This window comes from Bacillus sp. FJAT-26390 (assembly GCF_001682865.1).
Classification (GTDB): domain Bacteria; phylum Bacillota; class Bacilli; order Paenibacillales; family Paenibacillaceae; genus Pristimantibacillus.
Genome location: NZ_MAQX01000022.1, coordinates 434,640 through 446,754, shown reverse-complemented (window position 1 = coordinate 446,754; position 12,115 = coordinate 434,640). Strand labels below are relative to the sequence as shown.

At 48.0% G+C, this 12,115-nt stretch carries 13 protein-coding genes; all 13 read right to left on the bottom strand.

All coding sequences use genetic code 11. The annotated features are described in order from the left end of the window. Positions 1–42 precede the first annotated feature (42 nt). On the bottom strand, positions 43–1,305 hold the full coding sequence (locus A7975_RS19160; protein WP_053374844.1) for a peptidase U32 family protein: 1,263 nt from the start codon (positions 1,303–1,305) through the stop codon (positions 43–45). Between the two features lie 96 nt (positions 1,306–1,401). Next, positions 1,402–2,334, bottom strand: a complete 933-nt coding sequence (locus A7975_RS19155; protein ID WP_065386148.1) for a peptidase U32 family protein — start codon at positions 2,332–2,334, stop codon at positions 1,402–1,404. Positions 2,335–2,390: 56 nt separating this feature from the next. After that, a complete protein-coding gene (gene mltG, locus A7975_RS19150) occupies positions 2,391–3,506 on the bottom strand; it encodes an endolytic transglycosylase MltG (RefSeq protein WP_255314357.1) in 1,116 nt (371 codons plus the stop codon). Between the two features lie 201 nt (positions 3,507–3,707). Then, positions 3,708–4,019: a DUF1292 domain-containing protein gene (locus tag A7975_RS19145; protein WP_053374842.1), complete on the bottom strand. Its 312-nt coding sequence runs from the start codon at positions 4,017–4,019 to the stop codon at positions 3,708–3,710. After that, the gene (locus A7975_RS19140) at positions 4,019–4,315 is read right to left on the bottom strand and encodes a DUF1292 domain-containing protein (protein WP_053374841.1); all 297 of its coding nucleotides are present in this window, start codon (positions 4,313–4,315) and stop codon (positions 4,019–4,021) included. The genes A7975_RS19145 and A7975_RS19140 overlap by 1 nt, the downstream gene beginning before the upstream one ends. An 8-nt stretch (positions 4,316–4,323) precedes the next feature. After that, entirely contained in the window at positions 4,324–4,740 is a 417-nt protein-coding gene (ruvX, locus tag A7975_RS19135) for a Holliday junction resolvase RuvX (RefSeq protein ID WP_053374840.1), read from the bottom strand. 26 nt (positions 4,741–4,766) lie between these two features. Then, the gene (locus tag A7975_RS19130; protein ID WP_053377682.1) at positions 4,767–5,027 is read right to left on the bottom strand and encodes an IreB family regulatory phosphoprotein; all 261 of its coding nucleotides are present in this window, start codon (positions 5,025–5,027) and stop codon (positions 4,767–4,769) included. A gap of 50 nt (positions 5,028–5,077) precedes the next feature. Beyond that, complete coding sequence (gene alaS, locus A7975_RS19125; RefSeq protein WP_053374839.1) at positions 5,078–7,711, bottom strand: alanine--tRNA ligase; 2,634 nt, start codon at positions 7,709–7,711, stop codon at positions 5,078–5,080. Between the two features lie 355 nt (positions 7,712–8,066). Then, positions 8,067–9,137: an AI-2E family transporter gene (locus tag A7975_RS19120; protein ID WP_053377681.1), complete on the bottom strand. Its 1,071-nt coding sequence runs from the start codon at positions 9,135–9,137 to the stop codon at positions 8,067–8,069. A gap of 154 nt (positions 9,138–9,291) precedes the next feature. Further along, complete coding sequence (locus A7975_RS19115; protein ID WP_053374838.1) at positions 9,292–9,489, bottom strand: hypothetical protein; 198 nt, start codon at positions 9,487–9,489, stop codon at positions 9,292–9,294. Positions 9,490–9,502: 13 nt separating this feature from the next. Further along, positions 9,503–10,039, bottom strand: coding sequence for a PRC-barrel domain-containing protein (locus tag A7975_RS19110; protein ID WP_053374837.1), 537 nt, complete (start codon positions 10,037–10,039; stop codon positions 9,503–9,505). A gap of 17 nt (positions 10,040–10,056) precedes the next feature. Then, positions 10,057–11,211 (bottom strand): cysteine desulfurase family protein, encoded by a 1,155-nt coding sequence (locus A7975_RS19105; protein WP_065386147.1) that lies wholly within the window; start codon positions 11,209–11,211, stop codon positions 10,057–10,059. Positions 11,212–11,560: 349 nt separating this feature from the next. Then, complete coding sequence (gene cymR, locus A7975_RS19100) at positions 11,561–11,980, bottom strand: cysteine metabolism transcriptional regulator CymR (RefSeq protein WP_053374835.1); 420 nt, start codon at positions 11,978–11,980, stop codon at positions 11,561–11,563. Between the last annotated feature and the right edge of the window lie 135 nt (positions 11,981–12,115).

Below are 12,115 nucleotides of genomic sequence, written 5' to 3'. Positions count from 1 at the left end.
TTTTGTCGAAAAATAAGACTCTTCAAATGTTTGCTTTTTTTATTACTTTTTCCCAATCTTTTTTCTCATCATATCCATCGTCTTAACAGGCTTAAGGGTCCTTATTCGTATATGCTGCAACGGATGGCGAGCCGCTTCAAGCGCGGTGCCATCGGCATCGGTAATTTCAGTTATCGTTTGTTTGAAGAAAGTACCCTGCGGACCAACGAACTCAATTTCCTGTCCCAGCTTAAAATGATTGCGCTGCTGTACAGTAGCAAATCCCGTCTTCGCGTCATAATCAAGCACTACGCCTGCAAAATCATAAGGAGCCGCTTTTTCCTCAGGCTCGTAAATATGATCCTCTGCTCCTGGTGTATCCAGGAAAAACCCTGTATTAAGCGGTCGATTCGCAGCTTTATTGATCTCTTCGACCCATTCCCGCTTCAGCTCAAAATGCTCCGGATCTGCAAAATAAGCATCAATCGCTTGCCGATACACGTTAACGACAGTGGCGACATAGTGAATGCTTTTCATTCTGCCTTCAATTTTGAAGCTGTCCACGCCAACCTCGATAAGCTCCGGCAAGTATTCGATCATGCATAGATCCTTTGAGCCCATCGTAAACTTATCTTCTTCTTCCGGATATAACGGCATATCGTCAACAAACAGATCATACTTCCAGCGGCATGACTGCGAGCAGCCGCCGCGGTTGGAGTCACGGTCCGTAAAATGGTTCGACAGCACGCAGCGCCCAGAGAACGAGGAGCACATCGCTCCGTGGATGAACGCTTCGATTTCAATATCAACATGTTTTTTGATTTCGGCGATATCTTTAAAGCTTGTTTCACGCGCCAGCACGACGCGCGGCAAACCTTCATCCTTCCAAAATTGGACAGCCTGCCAATTCAGGGTCGATTGCTGCGTGCTTAGATGAACCTCCAGCTTTGGCGCTACGCGCTGCGCTGTCTCAATGATAGCAGGATCAGCAGCTATGATAGCCGATATGCCAGCTTCCTCTAACGCGCGCAAGTAGTCCTCAAGACCTTCTACGTCCTCATTATGCGCATAGATATTCGTAGCGACAAACACCTTTGCGCCATAGCGATTAGCGAACTCTACGCCTTCCTTCATTTCCTCAAAGCTAAAGTTATCCGCATTGGATCGCAAGCCGTATTTCTGACCGCCGATATAAACCGCGTCAGCCCCATAATGAATGGCGAATTTCAGCTTCTCCAAATTGCCTGCGGGAGCAAGCAGCTCCGGCTTATCCAGCCGATTCCGCTTGCCTTGATAGCGCGGAGTCGTCTTCTCGATTGTCGTCATTTATGTGCACCTCCTAAAGTTTTGCGAAGCAAAACTTACTTCGTAAGCATTATCTTAGTTTTGCGGAGCAAAACTTACTTCGTAATCAACTCACTATCAATATACTTGCTCTTTGTAGAAGAATCCGTAGCTCAGCTCGCGGTTCGGGTTCTGTACTTCTTTAATCGCGTCCAGCCACTCTTCTTGAAAAGAATAATCAGCCGGATTAGCCATATAAGCGTCAATCGTTTTCCGATAGGCGCGTACGACGATCTCATTGTATTCAATCGATTTCATAAAACCTTCGATCTTCAAGCTTTTTACGCCAGCCTCTAGCAGCTCGTGCAAGTTCTCTACCATGCAAATATCGTCTGAGCTCATAATATGAGTCCCATTCCTATCTTCATAGATTGGGTACCGTTCATCCTTGCGCTCTGCTTCCATCACGTACAGGCCACGATCCTTATCCTTCACAGGCAGCCGTTCTGCTTCCGTTTGGTGATCCATATAGCTGCCCACCAGCGAGCGTTTGGAGTGATAAATATTTGTCATGCCATGCACCTGAACCTGAATTTCCAGCTCTGAGCTAGAAGCTGTCTCGATAACCTGTTCCATGTTCAGCTCGCGTGCCAACACATATCTAGTAGCGCCTCTGCGCCCCCAATAATTAGCCGTAACAAAATTGGTTGAAGTCATCTCCGCATTCCAGTGCAAAGCCATGCCCGGGGCATGCACTCTGGCTGCCATCAACACGGCTGGATCGCCGAATACAATCGCATCGACGCCTGCTTCGGCAAGCGAGGCTACATACGAATCCAATGAATCCACTGCATCATTGTCCATCAGATTGTTAAGCGCCGCATAAATCTTTACATCCTTTGGCTTTGCCGCCTTTACAGCTTCTGCAATCATCTCTATAGTAAACTCGCCTGCTAACCGCATACCGTAACGTGCTTCGCCGATGACAAAAGCATCCGCACCTGCTGCCATGAGCCTCTCAAGCTCCTCTAACGATGCGGCGGTAGCTAACAATTCCGGCTTGTACGTCATGCTCAAATCCTCCTCAAAAACTGCGACAGCTGTCACAGCTCCTCTATACATCTGATCTATCCAGCTGTTTGATTGCTTTTCTCGATGTTTCTCAAATGTTCTTTATAGGTTTTTGCAAACAAATGGGTCTGGGTGCCGTCTTTTTTCGTTACGTAAAAGAAATAATCCGTTTTCTCTGGGTGCAATGCCGCTTCAATCGAATCTAGGCTAGGGCTAGCGATCGGTCCAGGCGGCAAGCCTTCCACTTTGTACGTATTATAAGGACTGTCTACGAGCAAATCCTTCTCGTACAGTCTTTCCTTTGGCTTATCCAGCGAATATTGAACCGTCGCATCGATTTGGAGCTTCATCCCATCCGCGATGCGATTATAAATGACGCCCGCTACAAGCGCTCTTTCCTCATCCACAACAACCTCTCGCTCCACTAGCGAAGCGATGGTCAGAAGCTCATGGAGCGTCATTTTTTTCTCTTCAAGCACATCCACCCAGCCCTCAGGAAGCTCGCCCAGCTTGCGGTCAAGCTCTGACACCATCCGCTTAATAATGTCCTCTTCGGTGCTTTCCTTTTTCATTTCATACGTCTCGGGGAATAGGTACCCTTCCAGCCGCTTATGAAGCTTATCCGTATCTGGGATTGAGCGAACAGCCTCCGCATCTCCCCACGTTTTTTGCGTGGCGACGAGCTCCATAAATTTATCCTTGTCGATCAGCTTCTCCGCCGCAAGCTTGTCAGCAATTTGCAGCACGGTAAAGCCTTCAGGTATCGTGAAGCGAATCGTTTCAGCCGCCACCGTGTCACCGGCGTTCAGCTTTGCGATAATCGCATCGTTATCCATTCCAGGGCTAAGCTCATATATACCCGCTTGGAAGCGAGATCCTTGGTCATTCAGCTTCAAGTAATATTTAAAAATAAATGAGTTCTTAATGATCCCCTGCTGCTCAAGCAAATCCGCAACCTCGTTCGCCGACGTTCCCGAAGGAATTTCCAGCTTTTGCACCTCGCCAGCCTTAGTAGGCTGCAAACTGTTCCAAACATAGAAAGCTACGCTGCCGGCACCAAGAATCATAATGCCAAGCAAGCTTAAAATAACCCATAATGTTATGCGGCTTCGCTTCGGACCGGATGATGATTGCTGGTCGCGATGCTCAGGCTGCTGTGATAACTTGTCCAACCTGGGACCCCCTCTTTATCTTCCATTATTTTCCCTAATCAGCAATGCGCAGGCGAAAACGGCTGAGACCATAGCGTTGGCGGCTCAGCTTAAGTTCCGAGTACAACAACAACCTTAATACAGGGCTTGAGCAAATGTCCCTCTACATGGAACAAAAGAGCGGTTATAAGCCGCTCTCTTGCTTCATGCATATAGACTTTCTTAAGGCCGCTCGTCAGTCGCGAATAACAAATCGTCATAAGCTTCTGAAGCTGCCTCCCATTCTTCATCATTCTCGATGTTCTCCAGCTGCGGCTCACCGTCAACTTGGATCACGCGGAATAGCTCTACATCTTCCTCGCCGCGCATCGGATCTGATTGAAGGGCTGCATAAATACGATCGCCCAGCTGAAACTCAGCTTTGATATCGTACACTTCTACGCTGCCGTCATCTGCTTCCAATTCGATTTCATTGCCAAAAGCCGTTCTCAAGCTATTGAGCTTCTTTGGCGCTTCATGCTCTGTGCCTGACATTAGTCCTCTTCCTCCATCTCGCCTAGGAGAGTATTGAACGTTTCTTCAACCATGTTCCACTCTTCTTCGTCTTCAATGGTGTAAAGCTTCAAGTCGTCGCCTTCTTCTTCGTAACGGAAAGCGTATACTTCATCTTCCTCGTCATTTTCGCCTGCAAGCGGAACGACCATCATATATTTCTGATCGGAACCATCAACTTCAAATTTCATGATGACTTCGAATTCCTCTTCATTGCCTTCTTCATCCGGGATATAAATAATTTCCGGCTCTTCGAATTCCAGATCTTCTTTTGTCATGTTTACCCTCACCTTTTCGCTTTAGAATCGAGATAATTTTGCAAAATAAGCGTTGCCGCCATTTTGTCTATTACGAGCTTTCGCTTCTTCCGGCTGACGTCCGCTTCAATAAGCGTTCGTTCGGCAGCTACCGTTGTCAGCCTTTCATCCCAAAGGTGAACAGGTATGTTTAGTTTCTGCTTAATCTGTTCTGCGAATTCCATGCAAATTTCGCCACGTGGACCGATGGTACCGTTCATATTTTTTGGCAGACCGACAACGATCTCACTAACCTCATGCTCCTTTACCAAGTCGGCAATGCGGTCAAATTCGCTTCCATCGCGTCTGCGCTCTACGACTCCGGTCCCTTGTGCGGTCCAACGAAAGGCGTCGCTGACTGCAACTCCAATGTTGCGGTCACCGTAATCCAGTCCCATCAATCTCATGTCTTGTCCGGCTCCTGCCTAATTTGTTATTGTTTCTTATGGTTTAGATAAAACCGGACAAGCTCTTCAATTAATTCGTCTCGTTCCTTCTTGCGAATTAAACTCCTGGCGTTGTTATGCCGCGGAATATACGCGGGATCTCCGGACAGCAAATACCCAACGATCTGGTTAATCGGATTATACTCTTTCTCTAGAAGCGCTTCATGCACCGATAGCAGAATGTCTTGAGAAGATTCAACCCCCTCCGCCTTCACGTTAAATTTCATTGTATTGTCCATGGAACTCATCGCCAGCACCTCGCTTTCCAAACCGCTTTCTAATCGGATATACATTTATATCATATCACATTTGTTTGATTAAGAACTAGTTCTTCCGCAAGTTTCAATGCTTCATCCAGCTTGGATGTATCTTTTCCGCCCGCTTGCGCCATATCTGGGCGTCCGCCGCCGCTGCCGCCGCAGTGTACGGCAGCCTCTTTGACAATCTTCCCTGCATGGAAACCTTTTTTGATAAGGTCCGCAGAAACGGCTGCTGCCAGATTCACTTTGTCATCCGCGATTGCCCCTAGTACGATAACGCTGGATTCAAGCTTCAGCTTCAGCTCATCAACGATGCCGCGAAGCGCATCCATCGAAGGCGCATTTACTTTCGCGCACAGCACCGTAACGCCATCAACCGTTTTCGCGTTTTGCTCGAGCGAGCCCGCTTCGATCCGGCTCAACTTCGCTTGCAGCGATTCGTTGTCACGCGATAGTTCTTTCACTTGCCCGAACAAAGCTTCGATCCGCTTAGGGACATCGTTCGTGTTCGATTTCAGAAGAGAAGCCGATTGCTTAAGCAGCTCAAGCTGGCCTTCCAAATAGTTATACGCATGTTTACCCGTAACAGCTTCAATTCTTCGTACGCCTGAACCAATTCCGCTCTCGCTAAGCAGCTTGAACAGTCCAATTTGCGAAGTATTGCCTACGTGGCAGCCGCCGCAAAGCTCTAAGCTGTAGCTTCCAACCTGAACGACGCGCACCACATCGCCGTATTTTTCGCCGAACAAGGCCATAGCGCCCATCGCCTTCGCTTCGTTCAACGATTTCAAGTCAATCGATACAGCCGTGCCAAGCCAAATTTGCTCGTTCACGCGGCGCTCGATCTCAACCAGCTCTTCAGCTGTAATGCTGCCAAAATGCGAGAAGTCGAAGCGGAGACGCTCTGCTTCTACCAGGGAGCCCGCTTGATTGACGTGATCGCCGAGCACTTCTTTAAGCGCTTTATGAAGCAAATGCGTTGCCGTATGGTTTTTGATAACGTCGTCACGCACATCCCTTGTAACGGTCGCTTTCACTGTCTCGCCTGTGCGAGCGGTTCCTGACGTTACGATGGCATGATGAACGTTTTGTCCGTGAGGCGCTTTTGTCACGTCTTCAACTTGCAGGGTGAAGCCGTTGCCTGCGATTGTACCTTTATCGCCGATTTGGCCGCCGCTTTCCGCATAGAAAGGCGTGCGATCTAGAATAACGACTACTTTGCTGCCTTCAGCCGCAGCATCAACTAGCAAATCGTCGTGAACAATGGCAAGGATTTGCGATTCAGTTACCAGTACATTATAGCCAACAAAATCGCTTTTAACCGTAAAATCGCCAAGCGGTCCGCCTTGAACCTTCATGCTGCCTGTGTCTTGGCGCGCAGCGCGAGCGCGGTCACGCTGCGCTTCCATTGCAGTATCAAAGCCGGCGCGGTCAACCGTCATGCCGTTCTCCGAAGCAAAGTCTTCCGTCAAATCAAACGGGAAGCCATACGTATCATATAGGCGGAACGCATCGTCGCCGTTAATTTCTTTGTTGCCTGCTTTTGTAGCGGCAGCTACGAGCTCAGACAGCATAGCCAAACCGTCGGACAACGTCTCATGGAAACGCTCTTCCTCCGTCCGGATTACACGCTCGATGAATTCGCGCTTCTCCACAACCTCTGGATAGTAAACGCCCATGACTTCGCCAACGACAGATGTTAGCTCATGCAGGAACGGACGGTCGATGCCGATTGTTTTCCCATAACGTACGGCACGGCGAAGCAAACGGCGAATAATGTAGCCGCGGCCTTCGTTGGACGGCATTACGCCGTCGCCTACTGCAAACGCAACGGTACGGATATGATCCGCGATAACCTTAAGCGCAACGTCCTGCTCTTCGCTCGCTTTATAGGTTACTTTTGCAATTTGGCAGGTACGATCGATGATTGGAAGGAACAAATCCGTATCAAAGTTTGAATCCACGTCCTGCAAAATCGAAGCAAAACGCTCAAGTCCGGCGCCTGTATCAATGTTTTTGATAGGAAGCGGCGTATAGCTGCCATCCTTGTTATGGTTGAATTGCGAGAACACGACGTTCCAAACCTCGAGGAAACGCTCATTCTCTCCGCCCGGCCAGCACTCTGGGTCGGACAGGTCGCCGTATTTTTCGCCGCGGTCATAAAAAATTTCCGTACAAGGTCCGCATGGGCCCTCGCCGATATCCCAGAAGTTTTCCTCCAGCTTATAAATGCGCTCTGCTGGAAGGCCGATTTTGGTGTTCCAGAAAGCAAAAGCTTCTTCGTCCTCAGGATACACCGTTACCGACAAGCGGTTCGGATCAAAGCCGATCCATTGCGGCTCGGTTAGAAACTCCCATGCCCAAGTAATCGCTTCTTCTTTAAAGTAATCTCCAATGGAGAAGTTGCCCAGCATTTCAAAAAAGGTGTGGTGACGGCGTGTTTTTCCCACGTTTTCAATATCATTCGTGCGGATACATTTTTGCGAGTTCGTAATACGCGGGTTTTCCGGTATGACGCGTCCGTCAAAATATGCTTTTAGCGGCGCCATACCGGCATTGATCCATAGCAAGGACGGATCATTATGCGGAACGAGCGATGCGCTTGGTTCGATTTTATGGCCTTTGCTTTCGAAAAAAGCAAGCCATTTGGCACGGATTTCACTAGCTTTCATTAGTAAGAGCCCCCTTTAATTGATAAAACACAAAAAACGCCCCTGTCATAGACAGGGACGAATAAATTCGCGGTACCACCCTGGTTATTGCTCAGCTGCAAGCAGCATAAACAATCGCCTTCATTAGACATTAACGGGTCCAACCGGTGAAGTTCATTCACACTCCGAAAAGAGCTTTCGGCCACTCTTCGTCATAAAAGCTCTCTCAACCATCGCTTAACGCTTCATCTTGAAGCACTAGCGAAGAAGCTTTCTCTCTGGCTAACGGGCATTGGCTTACTTCATTTCGTCAACGCTTTATTCCTATATGATTGACACGATTATTTTAAAATTATAGCCACACGCTTTCCGCCTGTCAAATAATCTTTCTGCGTACATAATAAGCAAACATATGCTGAATGATCACCTTGCAGGCCGCAAATATAGGAACGGCTAAAATCATGCCAACGATGCCCGCAATTTCGCCTCCGACGAGCAGCGCAAAAATAATCGACAAGGGGTGCATATGGAGAGTTCGGCCAACTACCTGCGGTGAGATGACATTCCCCTCGAGAATTTGGCATAACGTGTTGATAATCGCCACGAGAATAACCATTTTGAGCGAAACGGTTGAGGCCATCAGCAGAGCGGGAGCAGCTCCAAAAAACGGGCCTAAATAAGGAATGACATTCGTTATCGCAACGATGCTCGCCAGCAGCAAGGCATAGGGCATTCCGATAACCATATAACCGAGGTACGCAAGCACCCCCACTATGACGCAAACCAGGAATTGACCCCGTATGTAGCTGCCAAGCGCGGTATCGATATCTTTTAGCAGCCGGACCGTGTTTTTGCGATGCGATTTCGGGACATACGTGATGACCGTTCGTTCAAATACGTCGAAGTCCTTCAATATATAGAAAGCGAGAAACGGAATGATGAACGCAATAAACAGCGCATTGACCATCGATCCGATATTGTTCACAAAATTAAACAAGGTTTCCGACAGCTTTTTCTCGATATGGACAAGCGACTTGTTAAGCCCTCCCCGAATGCTCTCCGGCAAAAAGGACGTATTGTTGATGTCCGTAACGATGTTTTGGGCACGCATCGACAATTCCGGCACATGGTGGTTCAGCTCCTGCACCTGTTCAATGAACATCGGTATCAAATTAACGAGCAGCACCGTAATGACCGCGCAAAAAACAGCGTAAATCAGCAGCACCGCTATCGTTCGGGGCACCTTCCGGTCATGCAGCATCGTAACGATCGGATTGAGCACATAGGAAATGATCATCGCGATAATAAACGGCGCAAGCACGGCTTTTAAAAAAATATACACGCTCACGATAAGCGGCTTAATAAGCAGCAATAGATAAATAGCGATTAAGCCTAATATCAAATAGATAAGCCATACAAACAGACGGCTCTTAGTAAAACGCTCCACCGTCCTCACCCCCGAACCTTCTTATTCCAGCCTGTATTAAGCAGGACAAGCGGAACTAATTCAGTATATGTACATGGGGTGAAAATCATCCTTGAACAGCAAAAAAAGACGGCCAATGACCGTCTTCTTGTATTCCTATTTATGGCCAAACACATCAGTTGACGTGAATTTGCGGTATCTCTTCTTCAAAGAACAAGTCGTCGAGCGAGCTTAACGTGCCATCCTCTTCCACTTGGTAAACCGACATTTTGTCGCCGTTAACCGTCAGTTCAATGAAGCACCCCCAGCAATAAAACTGGTGGGAACCTATTTTTCCGATATCTTTCGAATTACAATTCGGACATCTCATCATATTTCATTTCTCCCTATCCTCTGAAATTGGAAGCTGCGACAGGCTCCAATTCCGCTTCACTGACAGCAGGAACAATAATCGCGTCTTCCCCGAGCAATACGCTATCCGGATCACTCGGCACCTTCAGCCATTTGCGCCCTTCCATCAGATCCGAAACAAAACCGTCCGTAAGCTCGTAGCCTACTATTTGTGTACCCTGTTTTGGGTAAAAATAAACATCCGATACACGGCCAAGCTGTAATCCTTGCACAGTAACGACGGGCAAATCCTTCAATTTCACTAATCCTGTGTAAAAAGAACGCAGCAATTGCTTCGACTTCATCCGCGTGATCGCTGCTTCACTTGAAATAATAACGGTGTCATCTCCACAGGATAATACTTGAGACCACTCCACTACTTTTACAGATGAAGCAAACCACTTGGCACAATCGAGGATTAGCCCCTTCAACTCCCAATGCTCATCGAACCAAGCATCCTTGACGGTGCCGACCAGCTTGCCGGAATGGATTACGATGACGGGAAGCCCTATAAGCTGTTGAAGTTTAATCACGCTTAGTCGGAGTCCTCCTAGTAGTTATTACGAATACGCCTCACGATTGTTCCAACTTTTTGTGCGGCATCTTCTAATTCCTCCAAAGTATTCCCCAAACCGAAGCTAAATCTTACAGCGGAATGAATTTGATCCTCAGGCAGTTGCATAGCCCGCAGAACATGCGATCGCTCAAGCGCGCCGGAAGTACAAGCTGATCCGCTTGCTGCAGCGATTCCCTCCATATCCAAATTCATCAGCATCGTTTCCGTATCGACCCCGATAAAGCTGACATTGACGATATGCGGCAAATAGTGCTGCTCGTTGCCATTTATAACGATTGGCACTTCAACATGAGCTTGCAGCAGTTCTATCCATCTCTTACGAAGCTTGTCCATAAAAGGTTGCTTATTTTCCCTCTCGTTCACACAAATGTCAACAGCTGCCGCAAATCCGGCAATGCCGGCGATATTTTCCGTGCCTGCACGGCGTTTTCTCTCTTGGGATCCGCCATGCTGGATGGCTTCAAGAAGCGTTCCGTTTGCCACATACAGCGCGCCGACACCCTGCGGTCCATTGATTTTGTGTGCGGAGAAGCTCATCAAATCGACGGGCAGCTCATTTAACCGATAATTGATCGAGCTTAATGCTTGAACGGCATCAACATGAAAAATCGCGCCGCTCGCCTTCGCGATTTGCCCGATTTCTTCGATAGGCTGCAAGGTGCCCACCTCATTATTGCCGTGCATAATGCTGATGAGTCCCGTTTCCGGCGTAATCGCCGCTTGCACGAGCTCAGGCGAAGTACGGCCGCTGTTATCTAATGGAAGCACCGTCAAGGTGAAGCCTTCTTCCTTAGCCAGCCATTCGCAGGTATGCAGAACGGCGTGATGCTCGCCAGCTGAAGTTATAATATGCGATTTGCCCCGCTTGCGCTGCGCTCTTGCAGCGCCGATCAAAGCAGCGTTGTCGCTTTCGGTTCCGCCTGATGTGAACAATAGCTCTCCCGGCTTGCAGCCAAGGGCAGCAGCAATGGAGTCGCGCGCACGGTTAAGCTGCTGCTTCGCAGCTCGTCCAAGAGCGTGCATGCTCGATGAATTGCCTCCAGGTCCCTGCATGAGCTCAAGCATCGTGCTTGCAACGCTTGGATGCATAGGGGTAGTGGCGGCATGATCAAAATAATGTATTTTCATAGGTCATCTTCCTTTAAATACTGAACAAGTATGTGTTTTCATGTACAAGAGTATAGCACAACGACTTTTCATACGCATCAACGTTGGGTTAAGGTACATGCCGAAACTGAATAAAGGGCTTGATCAAAATAATGATCCCCTAGGCTCCAGCGCTTAACTATGCCTGACTATGAGACTGAAAAAGTAGCGTAAGGTAAGAAGCAAGTGCATCCGCAAGGGGATAGGTTTTGGATGAAGGGTCCATTTCAGTGGGCGATGTTGATATAAATCGGAGGACTATAGACAAAGGGCTATTTTGAGCAGTATGGAAAGGGCGAAAAAATCGCAGCCGCCCTTCCTCCGCTTCCTTCTAAATATAGAACATATAGCTGTCAGGCTTGCCTTCATCTTCAAAGTTGATCAGATCAGCAAGCGTTGTTGAATCGAGCACCTCTGCAATGCTGTCGCGAATGCGCAGCCACAATTGACGTTTTGCCGGATCATCCTCTTCGGTAAAATCAACAGGCGAGATTGGCCCCTCGAGTATGCGGATGATATCCCCTGAAGTAATCGTCTCTGGATCTTTGGATAAAATATAGCCGCCATAAGCGCCTCGTATGCTTTTCACAAGTCCTGCATTACGCAAAGGTGCTACTAGCTGCTCCAAATAGTGCTCGGAAAGCTGATTTCTCTCAGCAATGCTCTTGAGCGAAGTCGGGCCTTCACCAAATTTAGCCGCAAGCTCCATCATAATTGTTAAGCCATAACGGCCTTTCGTCGATATTTTCAAAGTGGCACCTCTTTTATTTGTTTTATGGTTGGTTATGAATGTGTCTGATCGACTTGCGCTTATATCTCTGTATTCCCAGTTCCCTTATATGTTAACATATCAAGCGAGCAACGTGTGAAAAAAGGTTGACATCTT